This window comes from Bacillus sp. FSL M8-0266 (genome assembly GCF_038613425.1).
Lineage (GTDB): Bacteria > Bacillota > Bacilli > Bacillales > Bacillaceae > Bacillus > Bacillus pumilus.
The window spans coordinates 191,408-212,919 of sequence record NZ_CP152015.1 but is presented as its reverse complement, the minus strand read 5'-3'; the positions used below and the strand labels follow the sequence as shown (position 1 = coordinate 212,919).

At 41.0% G+C, this 21,512-nt stretch carries 25 protein-coding genes and 1 pseudogene; 3 read left to right on the top strand and 23 right to left on the bottom strand.

The window, feature by feature from the left end; genetic code table 11:
* Positions 1-87: 87 nt before the first annotated feature.
* From MKY83_RS01225 to MKY83_RS01215, 3 genes are all read left to right on the top strand, one after another.
* On the top strand, positions 88-858 hold the full coding sequence (locus tag MKY83_RS01225; protein ID WP_106038474.1) for a SurA N-terminal domain-containing protein: 771 nt from the start codon (positions 88-90) through the stop codon (positions 856-858).
* Between the two features lie 226 nt (positions 859-1,084).
* The gene (glpT, locus tag MKY83_RS01220; protein ID WP_050943401.1) at positions 1,085-2,419 is read left to right on the top strand and encodes a glycerol-3-phosphate transporter; all 1,335 of its coding nucleotides are present in this window, start codon (positions 1,085-1,087) and stop codon (positions 2,417-2,419) included.
* A 92-nt stretch (positions 2,420-2,511) separates the two neighbouring features.
* Positions 2,512-3,393, top strand: coding sequence for a glycerophosphodiester phosphodiesterase (locus MKY83_RS01215; protein WP_268454125.1), 882 nt, complete (start codon positions 2,512-2,514; stop codon positions 3,391-3,393).
* 40 nt (positions 3,394-3,433) lie between these two features.
* Here the strand turns inward: MKY83_RS01215 and MKY83_RS01210 are convergent, their stop codons facing one another.
* The 23 genes and pseudogenes from MKY83_RS01210 to glmS all read right to left on the bottom strand — a co-directional run bounded on the left by MKY83_RS01210 (position 3,434) and on the right by glmS (position 21,083).
* Positions 3,434-4,822: an amino acid permease gene (locus tag MKY83_RS01210; RefSeq protein ID WP_268454124.1), complete on the bottom strand. Its 1,389-nt coding sequence runs from the start codon at positions 4,820-4,822 to the stop codon at positions 3,434-3,436.
* A 218-nt stretch (positions 4,823-5,040) separates the two neighbouring features.
* A complete protein-coding gene (locus MKY83_RS01205) occupies positions 5,041-5,799 on the bottom strand; it encodes a DUF4097 family beta strand repeat-containing protein (protein ID WP_342487955.1) in 759 nt (252 codons plus the stop codon).
* A 24-nt stretch (positions 5,800-5,823) separates the two neighbouring features.
* Complete coding sequence (locus MKY83_RS01200; RefSeq protein WP_268483256.1) at positions 5,824-6,507, bottom strand: bacitracin ABC transporter permease; 684 nt, start codon at positions 6,505-6,507, stop codon at positions 5,824-5,826.
* 50 nt (positions 6,508-6,557) lie between these two features.
* Positions 6,558-7,220 carry a TetR/AcrR family transcriptional regulator gene (locus tag MKY83_RS01195; RefSeq protein WP_221450775.1) on the bottom strand — a complete coding sequence of 221 codons (663 nt, stop codon included), beginning with the start codon at positions 7,218-7,220 and terminating at the stop codon, positions 6,558-6,560.
* A 204-nt stretch (positions 7,221-7,424) separates the two neighbouring features.
* On the bottom strand, positions 7,425-8,372 hold the full coding sequence (locus tag MKY83_RS01190) for an alpha/beta hydrolase (protein ID WP_342487954.1): 948 nt from the start codon (positions 8,370-8,372) through the stop codon (positions 7,425-7,427).
* Between the two features lie 55 nt (positions 8,373-8,427).
* On the bottom strand, positions 8,428-8,727 hold the full coding sequence (locus MKY83_RS01185) for a hypothetical protein (RefSeq protein WP_003217102.1): 300 nt from the start codon (positions 8,725-8,727) through the stop codon (positions 8,428-8,430).
* Complete coding sequence (locus tag MKY83_RS01180; RefSeq protein ID WP_003217221.1) at positions 8,724-8,939, bottom strand: helix-turn-helix transcriptional regulator; 216 nt, start codon at positions 8,937-8,939, stop codon at positions 8,724-8,726. Before MKY83_RS01180 ends, MKY83_RS01185 begins: the two co-directional genes overlap by 4 nt.
* Before the next feature lie 188 nt (positions 8,940-9,127).
* The gene (locus MKY83_RS01175) at positions 9,128-9,733 is read right to left on the bottom strand and encodes an ABC-2 transporter permease (protein WP_003216994.1); all 606 of its coding nucleotides are present in this window, start codon (positions 9,731-9,733) and stop codon (positions 9,128-9,130) included.
* Positions 9,717-10,592 carry an ABC transporter ATP-binding protein gene (locus MKY83_RS01170; RefSeq protein ID WP_003216953.1) on the bottom strand — a complete coding sequence of 292 codons (876 nt, stop codon included), beginning with the start codon at positions 10,590-10,592 and terminating at the stop codon, positions 9,717-9,719. Before MKY83_RS01170 ends, MKY83_RS01175 begins: the two co-directional genes overlap by 17 nt.
* A gap of 5 nt (positions 10,593-10,597) precedes the next feature.
* The gene (locus tag MKY83_RS01165) at positions 10,598-10,969 is read right to left on the bottom strand and encodes a GntR family transcriptional regulator (RefSeq protein WP_003217079.1); all 372 of its coding nucleotides are present in this window, start codon (positions 10,967-10,969) and stop codon (positions 10,598-10,600) included.
* A gap of 138 nt (positions 10,970-11,107) precedes the next feature.
* Positions 11,108-12,259, bottom strand: coding sequence for a DUF418 domain-containing protein (locus MKY83_RS01160; protein WP_321160737.1), 1,152 nt, complete (start codon positions 12,257-12,259; stop codon positions 11,108-11,110).
* A gap of 128 nt (positions 12,260-12,387) precedes the next feature.
* Entirely contained in the window at positions 12,388-12,603 is a 216-nt protein-coding gene (locus tag MKY83_RS01155) for a hypothetical protein (RefSeq protein ID WP_283924102.1), read from the bottom strand.
* A gap of 23 nt (positions 12,604-12,626) precedes the next feature.
* The gene (locus MKY83_RS01150; RefSeq protein ID WP_283924514.1) at positions 12,627-13,007 is read right to left on the bottom strand and encodes a TlpA disulfide reductase family protein; all 381 of its coding nucleotides are present in this window, start codon (positions 13,005-13,007) and stop codon (positions 12,627-12,629) included.
* Positions 13,008-13,048: 41 nt separating this feature from the next.
* Positions 13,049-13,564 carry a HEAT repeat domain-containing protein gene (locus tag MKY83_RS01145; RefSeq protein ID WP_283924101.1) on the bottom strand — a complete coding sequence of 172 codons (516 nt, stop codon included), beginning with the start codon at positions 13,562-13,564 and terminating at the stop codon, positions 13,049-13,051.
* Between the two features lie 19 nt (positions 13,565-13,583).
* Positions 13,584-14,974 (bottom strand): annotated as a pseudogene (skfF, locus tag MKY83_RS01140) (sporulation killing factor system integral membrane protein).
* Between the two features lie 19 nt (positions 14,975-14,993).
* On the bottom strand, positions 14,994-15,716 hold the full coding sequence (locus MKY83_RS01135; protein ID WP_283924100.1) for an ABC transporter ATP-binding protein: 723 nt from the start codon (positions 15,714-15,716) through the stop codon (positions 14,994-14,996).
* A gap of 199 nt (positions 15,717-15,915) precedes the next feature.
* Positions 15,916-16,305, bottom strand: a complete 390-nt coding sequence (locus MKY83_RS01130; RefSeq protein ID WP_044139161.1) for a RidA family protein — start codon at positions 16,303-16,305, stop codon at positions 15,916-15,918.
* 170 nt (positions 16,306-16,475) lie between these two features.
* Positions 16,476-17,240, bottom strand: a complete 765-nt coding sequence (locus tag MKY83_RS01125) for an ABC transporter permease subunit (RefSeq protein ID WP_126741714.1) — start codon at positions 17,238-17,240, stop codon at positions 16,476-16,478.
* Positions 17,237-18,154, bottom strand: coding sequence for an ABC transporter ATP-binding protein (locus MKY83_RS01120; protein WP_326480573.1), 918 nt, complete (start codon positions 18,152-18,154; stop codon positions 17,237-17,239). Before MKY83_RS01120 ends, MKY83_RS01125 begins: the two co-directional genes overlap by 4 nt.
* Before the next feature lie 14 nt (positions 18,155-18,168).
* Positions 18,169-18,360 carry a PLD nuclease N-terminal domain-containing protein gene (locus MKY83_RS01115; protein ID WP_113768606.1) on the bottom strand — a complete coding sequence of 64 codons (192 nt, stop codon included), beginning with the start codon at positions 18,358-18,360 and terminating at the stop codon, positions 18,169-18,171.
* Between the two features lie 156 nt (positions 18,361-18,516).
* On the bottom strand, positions 18,517-18,873 hold the full coding sequence (locus tag MKY83_RS01110; RefSeq protein WP_342488634.1) for a DUF2200 domain-containing protein: 357 nt from the start codon (positions 18,871-18,873) through the stop codon (positions 18,517-18,519).
* Positions 18,860-19,219 carry a hypothetical protein gene (locus tag MKY83_RS01105; protein WP_065097734.1) on the bottom strand — a complete coding sequence of 120 codons (360 nt, stop codon included), beginning with the start codon at positions 19,217-19,219 and terminating at the stop codon, positions 18,860-18,862. The genes MKY83_RS01110 and MKY83_RS01105 overlap by 14 nt, the downstream gene beginning before the upstream one ends.
* Before the next feature lie 61 nt (positions 19,220-19,280).
* Positions 19,281-21,083, bottom strand: coding sequence for a glutamine--fructose-6-phosphate transaminase (isomerizing) (gene glmS / locus MKY83_RS01100; protein ID WP_044139155.1), 1,803 nt, complete (start codon positions 21,081-21,083; stop codon positions 19,281-19,283).
* Positions 21,084-21,512 lie beyond the last annotated feature (429 nt).

Here is a 21,512-nt window from a genome sequence, read left to right as displayed (position 1 = left end):
CTAACAAATTGTCTGTACGGTTTTATTTTTCCTAAAAAACGGTTAGAATGCGCACTAGATGTTCTCATACCGAAGGGAGAGAAAATGATGAAAAAGGTATCATACACACTCATCGCTTGTTTGTTATCTGTTGGGCTTGCAGCCTGCTCGTCAAACGATGCCAAACAAGATAAGCAAAACGATTCAGCCAAAAGCAAGGAGACAACACAGGCTGACCAAAAAGAACAGCAAAAGCAAATGGAAGAGATGCAAAAGAAATTAGACGCACAAAAAATCGATGATCAAAAGGTCGTTGCGACCGTCAACCAAGACAAAATCACAGGTAATGAATATAATAGCGCTTTATCGACTATTCAAGGACAGCTTCAGCAATCTGGTCAGGATCCAACATCTAAAGAAGGCGCAAAAGCAGTCAAGAAACAAACCATTGATGCGCTCGTAGGTCAAGAGCTCATTCTGCAAGATGCTGAGAAGAAGGGCATCAAAGCCTCTGACAAGCAGGTAGATAAACAGCTAAAAGAAGAAAAGAAACAATTCAAAGACAACGCTCAATTTGAAGAAGCCCTTAAGAAAAGCGGACTCACCATGGATCAGCTGAAAAGTGACATTGCCGACAGCATCAAATACAGCCAGTATGTCGACAAAGAAATCAAATCAGCCTCCGTCTCTGAAAAGGATGTCAAAGCGTACTATGATCAATACGCGGATGAAATGAAAAAACAAAAGCAAAAAGCACCAGAGTACAAAGAGGTTAAATCACAAATTAAAAAACAGCTAGAATCCCAAGAAAAGCAGAAAGAAGTACAAAAAGAAATTGAAAAACTAAAGAAATCTGCGAAAATTAATGTGTCTCTGTAACAGCTAAGAAAAATCCGCCATTGTGCGGATTTTTTTTTCGTTACTTGATGAACTATTTTTCCAAAATAATGACAAAAGCCTCATCATAAACGTCTCTTCCATCCGATATGATGGGAGTACAAAAGAAAGCGTTATCAATTCTTTTGTCTCTTAAAAAGTACAAGATCAAACGCTGATCTCGTACTTTTGCTTCAGTCAATCGGACAACGACAAGAGGAGGATCTTTATGTTCAAATGGTTTAAACCCGCTCCGCATATCGACAGGCTCGATGATGCCAAGACAGATGAGACGTATAAGCGGCTGCGGCTGCAAGTCTTTTTAGGCATCTTTATCGGGTATGCGGGCTACTATTTGCTACGAAAAAATTTCGCTTTTGCTATTCCTTATCTACAGGAAGAAGGGTTCACGAAAAGTGAATTAGGCTTTGTACTCGCAGCTGTCTCTATCGCCTATGGCTTTAGTAAATTCATCATGGGGATGATCTCAGACCGCTGTAACCCAAGATACTTTTTAGCCACCGGACTCTTTCTATCAGCCCTTATCAATATCCTATTTGTCTCATTTCCATGGGTGACGTCAAGTGTATGGATCATGTTCTTATTCATGTTTTTAAACGGCTGGTTCCAGGGCATGGGATGGCCGCCATGCGGACGGACGATGGCGCATTGGTTTTCGGTTAGTGAACGCGGAACGAAAATGTCCATATGGAACGTCGCTCACAATATTGGCGGGGGAATTCTTGCACCGCTCATCACCTTAGGGATCGTGCTGTTTGCGACGTGGAAAAGTATCTTTTTCTTCCCTGCCATCATTGCTATTATAGTCTCCTTCGTGATCATTCTTCTCGTCCGGGATACCCCGCAATCCGCTGGTCTTCCGCCAATTGAGGAATATCGCAATGACTATCCGGCACAGCAGTATGAAGATCAAGAAAAAGAATTAACAGTGAAAGAGATTTTATTTAAGTATGTACTCAACAATAAATTCCTTTGGTATATCGCCATTGCCAACGTCTTTGTGTACTTCGTCCGTTACGGTGTCGTGGACTGGGCGCCGACCTACTTAACAGAAGCAAAGGGCTTTTCACCAGAGCATTCACGCTGGTCATATTTTCTTTATGAATATGCAGGCATTCCTGGCACATTATTGTGCGGCTGGATCAGCGACCGCTTCTTTAGAAGCCGCCGTGCACCAGCAGGCGTCCTCTTTATGGCTGGGGTGTTAATTGCGGTGCTTGTTTACTGGTTAAACCCTGCTGGCAATCCAATGGTCGATAACATTGCCCTCATCAGCATCGGCTTTTTAATTTACGGACCTGTCATGCTCATTGGACTTCAAGCCATTGACCTCGCTCCTAAAAAAGCGGCTGGCACTGCGGCTGGACTCACAGGCTTCTTCGGTTATATTGGCGGCTCTGCCTTCGCCAATGCGATGATGGGCGTCGTCGTGGATCATTACGACTGGACAGGAGGCTTCATTTTATTGGTTGGTTCTTGTGTGCTTGCAATTGTCTTCCTAGCGATGACTTGGAATACAGGGAAGCGCGTAGAGCAAGCTTAATGAAAATCACATAAAAGATTCATATCCGCCCAACATGCCCTTTACATCTATTTCTTATGATGGAGGCAGTTACCGTAAAAGGAGGATAAAATATGAAGAAAAGTAGATTACTTGCTTTCGTGTTGCTCTCTTTTGCTTTACTGTCTATTGCTTGGGTGCCGACCACCGTATCAGCACATGAACATCTTTTATCTCCAGATCGTATTCTAACCGTTGCACATCGCGGAGCATCAGGGTATGCACCAGAGCATACCCTGGCTTCTTACAAACTCGCCACAAAGATGAATGCGGATTACCTCGAACTCGACCTTCAAATGACAAAGGATGGACATCTCATCGTCATGCACGATGAAACCGTTGACCGCACCACAAACGGAACGGGCTGGATCAAAGACCTCACACTTGCCGAAATCAAACAGCTTGATGCTGGTACTTGGTTTAATGAAGTCAATCCCGACAGACAAAACGCCAACTATATCGGACAGCGAGTCCTCACATTAGATGAAGTGCTGCGCTATTTCGGTAAACGAGAAAATTATTATATTGAAACAAAAAAACCAGACATCTATCCGCAAATGGAAGAAAAACTATTGGCGACCCTAAAAAAACATCATCTTCTCGGGAAACACACAAGAAAAGGGCAGGTCATTATCCAATCCTTTAGTCAAGACAGCCTGCTAAAACTACAGAAATTAGATCCACGCCTTCCAAAAGTACAGCTATTAGACAGAACTCAAATGACGTCCATCACAGATGATCAGCTCGATTTCATCAAATCTTATGCAGTGGGTGTCGGACCGAATTTTAGAGCATTGACACTTGAAAACGTACAGCAGGTCAGAAGTCACGGACTCCTCCTCCACCCATATACGGTAAATAGCGAAGCAGATATGACCCGTCTACTGCAATACGGCGTCACCGGTCTTTTCACCAACTTTCCAGATGTCTTTAACCGTGTAAAAGCTTCACTCTAAACAAAAAAAGCCTTGCGGTCCCATCCCGCAAGGCCTTTGATTATTTTACCGTTTGATCAGAAGAAGCTGTTTCGATCGGCTTCCGTTTCCCGATCCCAAAGACATAGAAGCTAAGCGCTACTACAATTAAGAACCCAATTGCCACAATCAGAGAAATACGCGTATCCTGATTAATGAACATAAATACAAGCACCATTAGTAAGAAACCAATTGTAAGATAATTAGAAAACGGCGCTAGCGGCATTTTGAATGGATGCTGATCAAGCGCAGATCCCTTCGCCTTTCTAAAGCCGATATGACTAATCAAAATCACAAACCATGGCACCATACCAGGAAGTACACTCGCACTATACACATAGACGAAAATGTTTGGTGGCGCAACATAATTGAGGACAACTCCTACCGCTAGACCAATCAGCACAGCGAATGTCCCAAAATACGGCACACCATTCTTTGAAATTTTGGTGAAGAAAGCAGGCGCCTGTCCATTCACACCTAATGTATAAAGCATACGTCCCGCACTGAAAATCCCACTATTACAGCCGGACATCGCTGCTGTAATGACGACAAAGTTAATAATACCAGCGGCTGCTGTAATCCCAATTTTCGCAAACGTCGCCACAAATGGACTGCCAAGGGTATTCAGCTGATCCCAAGGATACACTGTCACAATGACAAAGATCGCACCGATATAGAAAATCAAAATACGCCAGATGATACTTTTGATGGCATTGGTCAGCGTCTTTTCTGGATTTTGCGCTTCACCTGCTGTAATCCCAATCAGCTCTACACCCTGATAGGCAGCAATGACGAGCGACAATGCAAACAAGAATCCGGTAAATCCACCTGTAAAGAACCCGCCGTGCGCCCACAGATTAGACAAGCCAATAGGCGTCCCGCCATTTCCAAATCCAAAGAAAATAATGCCTAGACCTGCAATGATCATTAAAATAATCGTCACAATCTTGATCATTGCAAACCAAAATTCGAACTCACCGAACGATTTAACCGAAATCAAGTTGGCCGCTCCCAAAATAATCATCGCAATTAATCCTGGAATCCACGCTGGCAGCTCCGGAAACCAATATTTCATATAAGCGCCTACGGCAATAATTTCCGACATCCCGACAATGACCCACTGGAACCAGTTACTCCAAGCTGTCATATACCCCGCAAGCGGATGAATATATTGATGACCAAATGTAGCAAATGAACCTGTACTCGGTTCAACGTATAACATTTCTCCCATCGCACGCATAATAAAAAAGATAAAGATACCACATACTGCGTACGCGAGAAGAACCGATGGACCTGTCCATTGAATGGCCTTGGCTGACCCCATAAATAAGCCAACACCAATCGTGCCGCCAAGTGCGATCATTTGAATATGGCGGGCACTTAACCCTCTCTTTAATTCCTTTTGAGCCACTTTTCTTCCCCCTCATCAACAAACAACATAAAAAATAAAAATCAGAATGTTCATTCTGATTGAGAAACATCAATCTTTCGATGTATATTATCATAATAAATCTACCCTTAAAATACAATTGTTTTTTTGAGGGAAACACTATTATCAAAATATTCCGACATAAAGAGATGCTCAAATTGTTTTATATTGATATATTGAACCAAGGGGTGAAAGTCACTTCAAAGCTGATGACTTAATAAGAACTGACCGCCTCTTATATCAACCTCAAAGAATCGCAGTCCATTTTTATGCACCATTTTGTCCTTCTCTCGATGACAAGAAAAGTCATTCCGGAAAGCGCCGGATCTTTTCTTTACATAACAAGTAAATCCATCATTTTCCGGTATCGCCACTTTGACATTTGCTCCGGTTGAAGTAGATTTAAGTGAATTTAGCATGTTTGTAGAATGAATCTGCATCCTTCTACCTGTTACATGCAGATCAACGTCCGAAAAGGCACCCGTTAACTCAACTTTTGACGATGTGGCGTGCAGTAATAATCTTTGTGCGGTCAGTTGCCGACTAGAAATAAGCCCACCTACTGTCTCTAAATGGAGATGCTTGATGTCACCTGATAGCATCGTTTTACCGGAAGTTAAATGACAAGAGACATTTTCCGCCTTCAGTCTCTCTGCCTGAAGATTTGCTCCTTTACAACGAATGGAAATGGACTGTAATTGTCGTTTAGGGAGAAAAATAGCGACATCAGTTTTATAAAGTTGAAGCCCTAAGCTGAGTATTTTTTTCCGTCTATCTTTAATGAACAATCGCCCATCCTTTACCTGATGACTCATCAAATAACGATTTGGAAACACTTGATTGGCCGTTTGACGAATGATGAGATAAGGACGGTCATGGTGTTGAATACACACCTCTCCGAGCAACCAATCCAACGATAATTCTACGACCGATTGCTCAATTTGAATCGTATGCTCCATATGTCTCCCTCCTTGTATACTCGCTTATCTCGCTTGAAGCCGGGTCATGCGGCCCCATAATTCCAAGATCACAATGAGGACAGCTATCATCATGACTCCTGACAAAATGAAATTCATTTGATCATTTCCATAAACAGCGATTAATACGTTTCCTAAAACAGCACATAGAACAATCGCAGTCAGAATGGTCATGAAAGTAGACCTCTTCATTACCCCCACTCTCATCGCAATCATGCCAATACCATTGATACAACAAGTAAACACTAGGTACGTTTTGATCACAGTGAACATCACATCAGCTGTCAGTGCATCTTGAACAATAGGGAAGAATGTTTCAGTGACACTAAACACAACAAATGACGGAATGATACTACACAGCATGACAATTGTAGAAAAGCAAAGCATCCAAACCATTCTCGAAAGGAGGGATGACTTCATACTGGATGAATGAGGTTCATGTTCTTTCAATGCAGTCACTATTACTCGACAATACATCATGGCTGTGACGATCGAAAAAAAGATCATCCATACTATACTGGTCAACAAATAGATATTCTGATATTGCTGAAAACCTATTTCCTGTTCAACCTGTGCAACAAACGCGACAAAATAAATAAACACCAGCAGTACAATACTGACAATCATACTAGCTTGAATATAATGTTTCATATGGCTTTTTCTTAGCTCAAGTTTTACGAAGTGAAGCATAAGGCATCCTCCTATGAAATGAATTTTGCTTTTGACTCTTTTCTGACCATTTAGGTTCTTGGCTGATCATAACCACCAATCCCAGCATAATGCGCTGTGACCTTTTGAATAAATAGATCACTCACCACATCCACTCCGAGACCTTTCATCATCTGTTGTAAAAACAGTAAACGCTGGCTAGTTTCCTGCTCATCACGAGCAAATAGCGTTGGGTTCAGCCATATATTGACGAGAAGCATAAACACTTCTGCCACTTCACCAGGAAATGCAGTCTTTATCGAACCATCCTCAATTCCTTCAAGAATAAGATGTTTGATTTTTAGCGCATCCTGATTTACGCCTGCTTTCATTCCCTCAACCACAAATTGCGGATTTTTGATCTGGTCAACCAAGATCCCATCAATCGAATGAGATTTTGAATCTGCCACTAGCTGCTCTAAAATACGCTGTAACTTCTCTTTTGCATGCGCTGCCTCTGTATGCTTAATCAGATCTTCAAGCTTCTCAGTCGCATGACGAAATTGCCTCTCCATCACGGCACGTAATATTTCTTCCTTCGATTTAAAATGATGATAAATAGCCCCTTTAGACATGTTCAATTCTTGGATGATATCCTGCAAACTCGTCTTTTCGAATCCTTTTTCCTGAAACAGCTTCGTCGACACATCTAAAATTTGCTTGATTGTCTTTTCTGGATATTTATTTCTGGCCAAATAAAACGCCCCCTTTTACATACCGACCGTTGGTATGTATATTTGTATTTTTCATTATAAACTGTTCTTAAAGATTTGTATAGAATAAAAAAAAGACCGCTCACACGGTCTCTTCAAGTTCAAATTGTAAATTTTTTAACACCAGAAAATGAAAATATTGTTCAATAAACTTGGGTAACTAGATGATGCGGGGAAGGTATATTACTAACGGTGACTCTCGATGTTAGATAAAAATTCTCTAAAATCAGCTGCGAGTTCCTTCGATTTCGTATGATGCAAATAATGGCCGCCTTTGAAAGTAACTACTTTTCCGTGATCTACATTTTTCAGTAGATCTTCATGCATTGGTTTCCAGCTTGGTGTTTCTTTCTCCGTTTGATCCGCTAGATAGAAAACAACGGGGAGATTCTTAGGGAAATGTAATCGTTGAGCGTTTTTAAAATTGTTTCTAAAGTTTTCTGCCTCACTAGCTTGGCTTTCATTCAAGAAATTTTGAAAGGTCAGCATTTTGATCTGATCTTTCGTTTGATCATCCACTTTAGGCATCAACAGTTGATCTGGATTCACTTTCACTATCAATCTGTAAAAGCCGGATTGATGAAGCAGCTGTAAGCTGGAGACTGGCAATTCATCTGCATCCTCCTGCTTAGGAACACTGCTGTCAATTCCAACAAACGCTTGGACTTCTTTTTCATATTGATTCACATATTCTAATCCATAAATGCCAGAGATCGAATGACCCATCAACGTATACTTTTTAATGTTAAGCTTCTGCAAACATTCATGAATCTCATCTACAATGTTTTGACTTGTCCGTACTTTATCTGTATCGTCACTTAAACCATATCCAAATGGTTCAATCACTACGACTCTATAATAAGGTGATAATTCATCTACTAGAGGCTTAAAATCTAGCACTGGTGAAGCAGTTCCATAGCCTGGGAGAAGTACAATCGTTTCTTTCCCATCGCCTTGAATGAGCACATTCATTTGCTTCCCATCCACCAAGACCTTTTGCCCATAAGCTTCTATTTTCCCCTTCTCCCGTTCATTACTAATGAGGTTTACAAAATAAACAGTAGCTAGAAAAACAACCATGACCGTGATAATGGTGCCTATGGAGATCAGCATGATTCTCAATATTTTTTTCATTGGTTTTCTCTTCCCTTCATGATGAAGAACTCTAGCCTACATCCCTCGATGAAAATTAATATTTTCTTTCACAATAGATGATGCCGATTGTATTTGCGCAAACACTTGATACATACATAAAAGTAATCGCTATATAAAACCATTCTGTTGGAGATGAAAATTGATGGACTAAAGATTGAATGATAACAACTAATAGATAAGCTAAAGCAACACCTACAATAGAAAAACTTCCTGCTTTCGCTAGAATAAATTGACCTCGTTCATCATGTTTATATTCACGGTTTTTCTTAAATTGAAAGGCCGTGCTTAAAATAGAAAGGATAATCAAAGAATAAAGAATGATCGTCGTCATCATTGTGGTTCCTCCTTGTCGACCTCTTGAAATACGTCATACAAATCAACTTCAAATGTCCTAGCAATTTGAAAGGCTAATTTTAAAGACAAAGAATATTTACCATTTTCAATCGCTGCCACAGTTTGACGAGTCACACCTAACTTCTCTGCCAAATCCTTTTGTGTCCAGTCTCTTTCTGCCCGTAATACCTTAATTCGATTTTTAATCTCCATTTGAAATCCCTTTCTTAAAGGATGATTTATTTAACAATATGTTAAAAATTATTAACATTATGTTAATTAATAATAACCTCTTTTCTTCTGTATGTCAATTTCACCAGATGCAAAAAAATAAGAATCATCCATTTTGAAAGTCTTACCTCAAAATGAATGATTCTCTAAAAATGATGTGATCATCTGAATTAGAACACTTTCCTCTGGTAAATCGCAGTAGAAAGTCCCCAAGACAGCAAGTAGATGAGCATAATCAGCACAGTTGATCCCGTATATAAAATAGGGATCGATAAATTCATCATAAAATCAGTGACCCCACTGAATTGCTCTGCTAAATAGAGAACAACTGGCGGTCCCATAGCAGATAATAGGATAAAGCCAATGAGCACTGCCGTTGTGATATAACCAGGCTTTAAGATATAAAACAATGGAAACGTACACGCCGCGAACAATAAAAACAACCCGCTGCCAAGAGCAATATCCGTCATCGAAAACAGCTTCCCAAAACTAAATAAAGCAACACTTGTCAGCCCGATCGCAATGACCATATAAAAAACGGCACCAAGATAACGAGATGCAATAATTTCATTCCGTGTATAAGGCAAAGAATTTAATAGAATATTCGTTTCTGCCTTCTCATCATAAGCGTATGTGTTAAATGGAATGAAGACACTAGCGACTAGAAACGTCAATACTGGATGGACATCCATGAAAATAAAAAATAAGATAAACGGAATAAAAATAAGTAACTGCTTCTTTTGCAAAATCACATCACGCTTAATTAAATGATACATGCGCAACCCCGCCTTTCAAATAAAACATGATATCCTCAAGCGACGCCGGTTCAATCACAACAGCATCCCCAAAAATAAGTTTCACCTCATCAATCCGATCTGTTAATGCTTCAAATCCGGCTGCCGTACGCTGAATATGGATAAACGCCTTTTCTGTGTCTCGATCCAATAAATCCAGGCTCCCCTTCACCAGCGCATAATTCTCCGCCACCTCATGAATCGACTGTTGAAAGACCAATCTTCCATTTTGTATAAACGCAATATAATCCGCAATGCGATCTAAATCAGTCGTCATATGCGTCGAGAAAAAGATCGTTCGATTTCCATCAATCATCAATTCTTGTAACGTGCCGAGCAGCTCTCTTCTAAAGACCGGATCCAACCCAGCAGTTGGTTCATCCATGATAATCAGCTCGGCATGATGCGACAGCGCAATCGCAAGTGACGCCTTCATCTGCATCCCTTTTGAAAATGTTTTGATCGCTTTATTCAACGGCAGACCAAACTGTTCAATATATTGATAAAAAAGCTGGTCATCCCAGCGTTTATAGGCAGGTGCCACAATTCGTTTAATGTCCTTTAAATTCAATCCTGGGAAAAAAACGTTAGCATCGTAAACAAAGCCGATTCGTTCCTTAATCTCTTTTTCATGGGTGCGGTAATCTAATCCGAAGATTTTAATCTCACCCGAATCTGGTTTTAATAAATTCATAATCATTTTAATCGTAGTCGACTTACCAGCGCCATTTTCTCCAATAAACCCTGTAACAAAGCCTTTTTTGACCTGTAAATCAAGATTCTGAACAGAAAAGTCCTTGAATCGTTTTGATACTCCTTTGAATTCAATCACGTGCTCCACTCATCTCACTCCTCATACAAGAACTTTAATAACTGCTGCAATTCATCAAAAGATAAGCCTAATTCCTTGCCGTTTGTAACAACTGCTCCAAGCTGTTCCTCAATCACCTTCAATTTCTTCTCTCTCATGACCTCTAGGTTTTGCTCGGCAACAAACGATCCCTTACCGACAATCGAATAAATAAATCCTGCCTTCTCTAACTCTTCATATGCCCGCTTTGTTGTGATGACGCTGATTTGCAAATCCTTCGCCAGCTTTCGAATAGACGGTAGTGCCGCGCCTTCCGCCAGCTCACCCGTTAAAATCATCGATTTAATTTGATTCGTAATTTGCTCATAGATGGGCTCCTTAGAGTGGTTTGAAATCGTAATTTGCATATAAAAACCTCTTTTTTTCTGTACTAGTGTTTGGAACGAAATATTGTATATACACTATATATACATTATATACACATTGAAAGAATAATCAACCATTTTTTGATTGCAACTCAACTAAAAAACCGCACAGCTTTTCAGCTATGCGGCCTTCCCCAACAAAATTTTTCTCCAATACACCCATTTTCCCATCATCCACTCCACCGGACCTCTTCTCCATTTTTTCAAATAGAGATAGCTGATGAACAGCTGTGCTGTATACAGTCCGACAGCGAGCAGCAGTCCAAACATTGATCCCATTTGTCCAAATAGACCAAGTCCATAAGAATAGAAAATCGTTGTACAAATGATCGACTGCGCCAAATAATTTGAAAGGGACAAACGGCCAAGCCCTGCAAGCAGACGTTTCAACCCTTGAGCAGCCTTTGAATAGTAAAAAACAATAAAGGCTTGAATATAACCGATCGTCAGAACATAGGCACCTAACGTCATCACCATTTCACTCCAAGGAGCATCAATGAACGTCGCACATTTTAAGGCGAGCCCGATGATAATCATCCCAACCCAGCCTTTACGATAAGCCATGCCTCGATCTACTTCTGTCAAATGACCTTTTTTCCCAATAGCCATGCCAAGCAGTGCAAATGGACCCACCATGATCGTACCGAATAGAAAACCTAGGATTGGCATCAGCGTAATGGTCACGATCGCCATAATAATGGTCACAATCATCATATCGTCTTCAATCGTAATCCGGCTCAATAAAATATCACCGTATGCACCCTTCGCATACACATCAGTTAACAAATCATCATTTCCATAAACAAAGGTCATCAGATATGGCAAAACCACCAATGACAATGCACCTAACACACCCGACCAAATCAGCATTGTTTTGATCCGGCTGCTCATAAACATCATCAAGAAAAGCATACAAGCTCCATAATAAAGAAGAATGTCACCATTCCAAATAAAGATGTAATGCAGCATTCCAAGCACAATCAGACCAAAACCTCGGCGGACGACAATGGCATTCGTATTTAGTCCCTTAGCTTTCGTAGATTCAATCAGCTTGATAAAAGAATATCCAAACAAAAAGGAGAAAATCGGATAAAACGAGCCCTGGAACAAAATTTCCGTTACATAAACGCCAAATTCCTGCCCCCAAAAACTCGAATCAAACATTTTCTCAAAATCATAATCATATTGAAAATTAAGCATATTCACGATCAAAATACCTAATAAACTAAAACCACGCAAACTATCAATTAACTCAACCCTAGACCCCTTCAACACGACAGCTCCTTCGGAAAATATAAAAGCATATTTATCCTACCACACTTTTAAAAAATTGGTCTCTACACCCATGTAAAAACATGCGTTTTAAGGTAAATTTAATAAAAAAACCTAGAATATACATTCTAGGTTTCATACGAATGAATTGATGAATGATGACTTTCTTCTTTCCGCGTCACACGTTTCAAATAAAACAAAATCCCCAATCCCCAAAAAATCAACGTCAGCTCCCAGTCTGCAGAAATCGAAAACCATTTCAATATCATTAAAATCAACAAAACCGCTCCAACACCGGCGAAAAAAACCGTGTTTCTTTTTAATTCTTTGTTTGATAGAAACAACACTCTCTCCTCCCTGATACTTACTAACTAATTGAATGTTTTTCTAACTTTCTCAATATTTTTTCCAAGCCGCTATCTCCCATTTTTCGATCTATTAAATTTCCCTCTTCATCTATAAGGCAAAAGCTAGGTAACCCTTGAATCTTATACTTTGCAACAATCTCATAATCCTGATCCAACACAATAGGAGCGGTCATATTTTTTTCCTCTGCATATTCTGAAACAACATCTGCCGACTTTTCATCTTCTGTATATGGAACATGGACACAGGTTAAATGAATACCCAACTGATTTACACGATGTAGAATGTGGTCGGTTAATTCTTCACAATGCGGACAGTTGACTGACCAAAAGTATAGAAGCTGCTGTCCCTCAGATAAACTCCTTTGATCTGAAGGAAAAATCCAAGGGAGGTGCTCAGGTCAATTGAGTTTTTGCGTTTCCACTATTCATCCCCCTTTTCCTTTAGCTGAAAAGCAATAATCTTCCCTAATGCTTCCTCTGCAGCAAAAGAAGTGACGCTGCCTGTTGGATTTTCTTGTTCTTGTTTTAAGCACTCGTACATGTTTTTTTCAATTTTTGATGGATCAATCCAAGAGATACACCATGATGCCCAGAAACAAGTAGGTCCCTCATAACGTTTAGCCAGTGCCAGAAGGAATGGCAAGCTAGGCTGTCCAATCCTCATGAGTGACATGGCAGCGGCCATTCTTGTATCCTCTTCTTCACTTTCTAATAGCTGTGCTAGTGGCTCAGCTGCTTCTCCCGCATCTGCTCCAAATTCACCAAGTACAGCTGCTGCAATGTTCCGCAGAGATCCTTTTTCTTTTAAAGCCTCAACAAGGACGGGTACTGCATCTTTTCCGAACTTTCTCAATTCCCCTATTGCTTGAACGATCGTTACTTCATTTGTATTTGCCAATTGTTGAACTGATTGAGACAGCTTATTTTCTGGTTTCATTGACAATCAACTCCTCTGTTTAATGAACCGCACGGTATCGATAACAAAGCACATAAAATCCTGCTCCAGCCACTAGGGATACAATTGTTGTCAACAAGCCATCAGTGATTAGATGAATGCTAATCATAACCATAGCACTGATCACAGACGCAAATAGCAATGATCGATAATAGGCGGCCAAAGCAAAACTCCTTTCTCTTCTCAGAGGCTGCATAAAGGCAAAGAGCCGTATGGCCAAAAACCATATATAAACTCCTCCACCAAATAAGGTCCAATACAATACATCCTGAATCTCAATTAAATAAAGAGAAATCAAGTAGAACGCATACAGCCAAAAGGTTTGAAACACTTCTAACAGAATGATTTTTTGATATAAAGCACCTGGAAAAAGATAGAGCACTCCTGTTTGTGCGTGTCTTACAATCCCAGCATAATATGAACTAAAAAGAACGGATGAAGCGATGACGATTAAGAATAGATTCAGCCAATCAGAAAAATAAGTAAGGACGACATAGTAAGTACCAATTAACAGCATGGTAGATAACAAATGAAAGGCAGCATACTTTTTTACCAGCAATAATTCAATCCAAAGAAAAGCCCAGCTACCCGTTAATGACGATAGCCCCCACCACGTCTTGACCTTTTTTTGAACAATTGGACTTGATTGAATATGTTTCCCCTCAAATTCTTCCCAAAATACTGCCTCTTTGACTAAAGACTCCTTCATCTCTAAACGATGACTAGCCCTATACATCATGATGAAAGATAGGAACATTACTCCAATAAAGATGAAGAAAGAAAGAATGGAGAACTCTTCGATCATACGTCCAGCTTGAAACATCAAAGAATCAGCAATGTTCATCAAGAAGGGCTGTTTCATCATGAATTGATTCAAAACCAGCAGTGCAAAGAAGCCAAACATCAATACAAAACCGAGTATGAGCAGGCATATACTCGAATGGTTCTAGCACAAGACATCGCAATCATCCAAGTTTCAGCCAAACATAACAGCCCTGTCAGGATGAGTGATTTTCCAAGCAGAAACGGGTACTGCTGCGTCATAAAAAACAGAAGTAGATCCGCAGCCACAGCAGAAACAATGAGAAGAGCCCCTCGCCAAAAAATGTGATATAACCATACACTGATGACAACTGTCCATAGAGAAGCGCCATTTCCATATAACCAAATGATATCGTTCATTTGACTAGGCAGCCGATTTGTAAACAAGCCAAACCCCGTATAGAGAACAAACAAACAGGCAATGATCCACCCAGCTGCAACGGCATTCCAATCACCCATACTTGAAACTGCGCTTAGCTGAAAACCAATAGCCGCAATGAAAAGAAGTAAGATCAGAAAAGGCATTTTCTTTTCTTGATTTTTACTGATCAAGCGTCTTTGAGATTTCATCCATAAAAGGGAGAGTGTGTTATTCACTTGACCACTCCCCCAGAAGTTGAATGACTTCTGCCCTCCACTCACTCTGTTCTTCCTTTAATTGAGGAACATCCATATTTTTCATGATGGCGCCGTCTCGTATCAATACCACCCTACTGGCCGTATCGAGAACGAACTCCAGACTATGAGTCGACACAAAGACCGACCCACCTTGACTGCTTTTTTGTCTCAGCCAATCCGCCAGCCACTGTTTTGACGGAATATCTAACCCGACAGTCGGTTCATCTAATATAAAAAGGGAGGCATCTTGAACAATGGCCCCTGCTAAGACGACACGCTGCTTTTGGCCTCTTGACAGCCTTCCGCACAGTTCGTTCATCTTTTTTTCCATATGTACTTCTTTCAACGCTCCATATACCTTTTCCTTGATCTGTTTTAAACCTTTATGATATCCACGAGCACGGAATTGAACATGTTCAGCAGCCGTTAAGTCTGGATACAAATACGGCTGATCAGGAATAAGAGCTACTTGTTTTTGGACATGGGGATGACCAGGCGGGAAACCCTCAATGAGAATCTCCCCTCCATCTGGTTTATATAGCCCCGTTAAACACCGAATCGTTGTCGTCTTCCCGGCACCATTAGGCCCGAGCAGCGCCACAACCTCACCTGCTTCGATGGAAAACGACAGACCCTCTATCCCATCACCATTGCTGTATCGTTTGCTTATATTCTGAACCTCCATGAATGGCATCAAATCTCTCCCTTACTATTAGAGTGATGTATGCTTATCAATGGTGTTTTTTACGATGACATGTAAATGTAATTAGACCCACTCAATATTTACCCTGATATTACCATACAGACAATAACAAGATAAGGGTATAGAGGTAATTTCTTAAAATTTCACAAAACAAAAAAGATTGAGCATCAATCACCCAATCTTTTACCGATTAAATCTCCTGACACGCCCAAGCATCCACCTCTACCTTAAGATCAGGTGAAGCCAATGCCACCACATAAATCATCGTCATACAAGGTAGATGCTCGCCTAAAAACTGCCCCATGATTCGTTTTCTGCTCTCCGCATCGAACTCTCCTACGAGATAAAATACTAATTTCGTTATGTCTTCTACCGCCATGTCTGCCGCTTCTATGTTTCGCTTCACATTCTCTAATGCTAGTTGGAGCTGCTCTAATGGACTCTCTGGAATTGTTCCATCCGTCTCCATCCCTACTTGACCTGATAGGGTTAACCACCGCTGTGGTCCTGTTGTTTCTATTTGATGAGTATATGGTGCAACTGGCGGGTGAATGGTCTCCGGATTACGTGATGTTCTCATTGATAAAAACCCCTTTTCTGAAAATACAATCAATTTATATCCATCATATCAAACTTTCTTTCTCACTCAGATTGATATGCTTCTAGTGACGCTAACAAAAAAGCCTTCCAAATAAAAAGTCTCCTATAAAATAGACCCTTTAGATCTTCATATCCAAAGGGTCCTCCAACCTATAATTCTTGTTTTCTAAAAAGAAACCATCCGATGAGAAAAAAGAAACCAATCAATACCGATACACCTAGAAAACTTGTAAGCGCCTGATCCGAATAAGTCCCTCTATGAATCATCTCCTCGGCCGCACTTGTCACGCCTTTAGGCGCAAACTTCCCTAATGTATCCTCATAAAATGAAGGAACGGTAAATAGAATAAGGTTGATCAAAAGCGATACACCGCCAGCTGTGACGGAACGTGTAAAGAATGCCGAAGCACAAATGGTCGATACCACAATCAGCAATAAATTGGGGTAATAAAGAAGCGTTCCTTTTACCACATTGACCCAATCCACATGCCCAAATTGGATGTCCACATAATAAACGGAGGCAAGCACTGCCACTACCAAACTAAACAAGGTCAAACAAGCATAGGCGCATATTTTCGAGACATAATAACTCATTCGACTGATTGGTTTCACCATGATCATCGCCGTCACCCCAGAGGCACGCTCTCCTGCGATCGTCCCCATCACAATCATAATGAGAATAAAAACGCCAAGCGAATCGAACTTACTCAATGCACTCGCTAAAGCCTCACCAGCGCTAGGCTCTGGTATATAAAATGTGGACCCTTCAGGTAGATTCGCTGATTTCGACAAAAGATCTGGCAGCATTTTAAGCGTAATAGGCTGTGTGATCATTAAAATCGTAAAAATAATCGGCACAAATAACATTTTATAACTAGTGAATAACTCCCTAAATTCCTTTTTAAACATCATCACGCCGTCACAACCTTCATGAAAATATCTTCAAGCGTCAGCTTAGATAGTCGATAATGGAGGAGAACACCGCCAGCTTCAGTGATGAGACGAGGCAGCTCCTTCAATGCCATTTGTTGATCGTTGACTCGCACCTGATAAGCGTCTCCTGTTTCAATGCATTCCTCCACCCAATCCCGCTCCTTTAACAAAGCCACTAGTTTCGTATTCTGTTGTTCTAATTGAAATTCAATCACTGGCTGGATATAGTCTTCTTTGATCTGTTTCATCGAAGAGGACATCTCAATTTTTCCACTGTTGATCATGATAATATGATCCGCCACTCGTTCAATGTCGTCTAAAATATGGGTCGACATAAAGATCAACATCTCATGCTTTAGACGCTCAATCAAAGTCAGGACATCTTTCCTTCCCATTGGATCAAGTGCAGACACAGGCTCATCCAGGATGAGAACCTTCGGGCTGTTGATAAGTGCCTGCGCAATGGCAAGCCTTTGCTTCATCCCTCCGCTATAGCTGCCAATGGCACGATCCTTCGCCTCATATATCCGACAAAGCTTCAACAGCTCCTCTGTTTTGGAACGAATGATGTTTTTCTCTAATTGAAATAACCCGCCAACCCAATGCATCCACTCCTGCCCCGTCATGTCCTGATAAAATGCAGGCTGCTGCGGACAATAGCCAATCACATGACTAATGTCATCCATGTCCTTTGTCACATCCATACCCGCCACCTTCACGACACCAGTCGTAGGACGAGCAAGCCCCGTCAAAATCCGAATCGTCGTTGTCTTCCCCGCACCATTGGCTCCTAAAAAGCCGACACATCCAACCTCCCCAACAGAAAACGAAACATTTTTTAAAACTTCATTCGGGCCATACGATTTCGTCAGCCCATGACACTCCAGCATATTCAAGCGAATTCCCCCTTTTAAGATTGTTTACGGCCAAAAATGAAATACGCAATAGGACCGGCACTCGCCACAAACACAATCACCAAAGCCCAAATCCACTTCACTTCTCCTCTGATCCTCGATGGATCTCTTTTCAGCAAATCAAACAAACCAATCACCATTAAAATGGCTTGTAGCAAAATAAGAGGTAAAATCATCTTCATGTCCATCCACACCACTCCTTTTTCATACACCAATTTTTTTGATATCACTTCTTTTGACGACATGAAGAGGGAATTCGTTCAAATGGGTTTTATTTTTATTGGTCAAATGGTCTATATAAAAAAAGCCCAGTGAAGGTTATTCACTGGACTTGCTTGTTATGGTCATGAAGAACACCGCAAAATCTTTTCCATCGCCTTTTCTTTTGCTAACTCATCAATCAGCTTATCTAGATACCGAATGTTTTTCATGGTTTCTTCCTCAATGTCTTCTACTCGAACACCACAGATGACTCCTTTGATTAAACTACGGAAAGGATGCAGCTCAGGGGCCTCAACAAAGAAGTTTTCAACATCTATCTGTTGATTCACCCGTTCCTGCAACTCTTCCGGACTGTGCCCCGTCAACCAACAAATGATCGTATCAACTTCAGCTTTCGTTCGTCCTTTTCTCTCTGCCTTTGCGATATAGAGAGGATAGACTTTTGCAAAGCTCATTGTATAGATTTTAGGTTTGGTCATGTGTTTTTCTCTCTTTCTTTTTAAAATATTCAAGCTGTATGGTCTTCTCTACATGCTGCTCTCTTAGTATGCCTATTCTCTTTTTATTACCTGCATCTTTTTTGAAAGATCTATATTTATGAAATTGAACGAAACAGAATCCTAGAAATACACAAATCGGTCCTTCGACGGTAGCAGGACCGCCAATCAACAAATAAGAGCTTATAAACAATGCGATATAAACGATGAAGAAAAAAATAATTCCCCTTTTCTCCTTTTTTAAATATTCACTCATAATGATTCTGCTCCCTTGAACATGTACGATCTTATCGAATCTATCTTTCATTTTATTTAGTTCTTTAGACACAAAAATACCCCTTTAGACAATTATATCTAAAGGGGTATCAAAAATCCGATTTTATTTAACTCTACTCCACCGTCACACTCTTCGCAAGGTTACGTGGTTTATCCACATCACACCCGCGGTGAAGGGCTGCGTAGTAAGCGATTAGCTGTAATGGGACAACAGATGCAAGTGGTGCAAGTGCTGGGTGTACAGCTGGAAGGACGAAACGGTCGCCTTCGTCTTCTAGGCCTTTTAGTGAGATGACACATGGGTTTGCGCCACGTGCAACGACTTCTTTGACGTTACCACGAATGCTGAGGTTCACGTGCTCTTGCGTTGCAAGGGCAATGACCGGTGTGCCTTCTTCAATTAAAGCAATGGTGCCGTGTTTGAGTTCTCCGCCAGCAAATCCTTCTGCTTGGATGTAAGAGATCTCTTTTAGTTTTAGTGAACCTTCAAGGCACACATAGTAATCAAGTCCTCTTCCGATAAAGAATGCGTTACGTGTCACTGTGAAGAAGTCACGAGCGATTTGTTCCATTTCATCCTTTTGATCGACAAGGGCTTCCATTGCGTTTGCTACAATCCCAAGCTCTTTCACAAGGTCGAAGTCAAGAGATTGACCATTTAATTCAGCTGCAACGGATGCAAGGATCGCAAGAACAGCGATTTGCGCTGTGTAAGCTTTTGTTGAAGCCACTGCGATTTCTGGTCCTGCATGAAGAAGCAATGTGAAGTCCGCTTCACGAGAAAGCGTAGATCCTGGTACGTTTGTGATCGTTAATGCTTTATGACCAAGTTCTTTGACTTGAACAAGTACAGCACGGCTGTCCGCAGTCTCCCCAGATTGAGAAAGGAAGATGAACAACGGTTTTTTCGATAGAAGCGGCATGTTGTAAGAGAATTCACTTGCTACATGGACTTCTACAGGTACTTTCGCCCAGTCTTCAATGTATTGTTTACCGACAAGTCCAGCATGGTAGCTCGTTCCACAAGCCACAATGTAAATGCGGTCTGCTTCTGCTACTGCGCTTGCGATATCGCCAGCGACTGACAGCTTGCCGTTTTCGTCTTGATATTCTTGGATGATTTTGCGCATAACAAGCGGCTGCTCATCCGTTTCTTTTAACATGTAGTGAGGATATGTGCCTTTCTCGATGTCGCTTGCGTCTAGCTCAGCGATATAAGAAGGACGTGTCATGATATCACCGTCAAGGTTTTTGATGATCACCTCGTCTTTTGTGACAATGACCATTTCTTTATCCATTAATTCCGCATATTCGTTTGTTACTTGAAGCATCGCCATTGCGTCAGAAGCTACAACGTTGAAATCTTCTCCGAAACCAACCAATAATGGGCTTTTGTTTTTCGCCACATAGATTGTTTCTTTGTTTTCGTTATCGAAAAGGGCAATTGCGTAAGAGCCTTTTAGTTGAAGAAGCGTTTGACGGAAAGCTTCCTCTGTATCAAGACCTCTGCTTACAAATTGTTCGATGACTTGAACAACAACCTCTGTATCTGTGTCGCTTTTTAGTGGGACGTCTTGTAAATATTCGCGTGTCAATTGTACATAGTTCTCGATGACACCGTTATGAACAAGCGTAAAACGGCCAGAAGCACTTTGATGCGGATGCGCATTTAGATGGCTTGGTACACCGTGTGTTGCCCAACGTGTATGTCCGATTCCAGCTGAAGATGCTACGTTTGCATCAACAACTTCACGAAGCTCAGCGATACGTCCTTTTTCTTTGAACACATGCACGCCTTCTTCGTTTGCCACAGCGATACCTGCTGAGTCATACCCACGGTACTCAAGCTTCTCTAAACCTTTTAATAAGATTTCCTTCGCATCATTCTGACCAATATAACCTACGATTCCACACATAAATATTCTTCCTCCCGATCATGTGAAAGGGACAAAGAAAGCCTACTAAAATAGAAGGGACATTTCTTCGTCCCTCTCTACATGTTTAATTTGGGAGATCATGTGTATTCCCTTTGTACAAAGAGTCACCTCTTTGCTTTAAAGAAACACTTACGGCTGTGATCTCTTTTCTGATCAGCCGGGAGGCATCCGCCGAAAATTCGATAACCTCCATCCTCGTCAACTAAGCATCTTTCGTCCGATCGCTTAGTTCGGGCGCTATAATTATAAGAGAGTTGCTGAACATCTACCCTGCCTTTCCTGATAGAATAAAAATCCAGTAACACAAGGATGATTGTACTATAAGGTCTGACCTCCGTCAATCACAATGTAGCGGGTGATCCCTTCCTTTTAGAAAGTAAGACCTCCATACACTATATGCGATGTGGC

Bases quoted from the DNA above. Each gene is read 5' to 3' on its own strand.
- MKY83_RS01225 (WP_106038474.1), top strand. From the start codon at position 88: ATGAAAAAGGTATCATACACACTCATCGCTTGTTTGTTATCTGTTGGG.
- glpT (WP_050943401.1), top strand. From the start codon at position 1,085: ATGTTCAAATGGTTTAAACCCGCTCCGCATATCGACAGGCTCGATGAT.
- MKY83_RS01215 (WP_268454125.1), top strand. From the start codon at position 2,512: ATGAAGAAAAGTAGATTACTTGCTTTCGTGTTGCTCTCTTTTGCTTTA.
- MKY83_RS01205 (WP_342487955.1), bottom strand. From the start codon at position 5,799: ATGGAGCATACGATTCAAATTGAGCAATCGGTCGTAGAATTATCGTTG.
- MKY83_RS01200 (WP_268483256.1), bottom strand. From the start codon at position 6,507: ATGCTTCACTTCGTAAAACTTGAGCTAAGAAAAAGCCATATGAAACAT.
- MKY83_RS01190 (WP_342487954.1), bottom strand. From the start codon at position 8,372: ATGAAAAAAATATTGAGAATCATGCTGATCTCCATAGGCACCATTATC.
- MKY83_RS01185 (WP_003217102.1), bottom strand. From the start codon at position 8,727: ATGATGACGACGATCATTCTTTATTCTTTGATTATCCTTTCTATTTTA.
- MKY83_RS01180 (WP_003217221.1), bottom strand. From the start codon at position 8,939: ATGGAGATTAAAAATCGAATTAAGGTATTACGGGCAGAAAGAGACTGG.
- MKY83_RS01175 (WP_003216994.1), bottom strand. From the start codon at position 9,733: ATGTATCATTTAATTAAGCGTGATGTGATTTTGCAAAAGAAGCAGTTA.
- MKY83_RS01165 (WP_003217079.1), bottom strand. From the start codon at position 10,969: ATGCAAATTACGATTTCAAACCACTCTAAGGAGCCCATCTATGAGCAA.
- MKY83_RS01145 (WP_283924101.1), bottom strand. From the start codon at position 13,564: ATGAAACCAGAAAATAAGCTGTCTCAATCAGTTCAACAATTGGCAAAT.
- MKY83_RS01135 (WP_283924100.1), bottom strand. From the start codon at position 15,716: ATGCCATTCATGGAGGTTCAGAATATAAGCAAACGATACAGCAATGGT.
- MKY83_RS01130 (WP_044139161.1), bottom strand. From the start codon at position 16,305: ATGAGAACATCACGTAATCCGGAGACCATTCACCCGCCAGTTGCACCA.
- MKY83_RS01115 (WP_113768606.1), bottom strand. From the start codon at position 18,360: ATGGACATGAAGATGATTTTACCTCTTATTTTGCTACAAGCCATTTTA.
- MKY83_RS01110 (WP_342488634.1), bottom strand. From the start codon at position 18,873: ATGACCAAACCTAAAATCTATACAATGAGCTTTGCAAAAGTCTATCCT.
- glmS (WP_044139155.1), bottom strand. From the start codon at position 21,083: ATGTGTGGAATCGTAGGTTATATTGGTCAGAATGATGCGAAGGAAATC.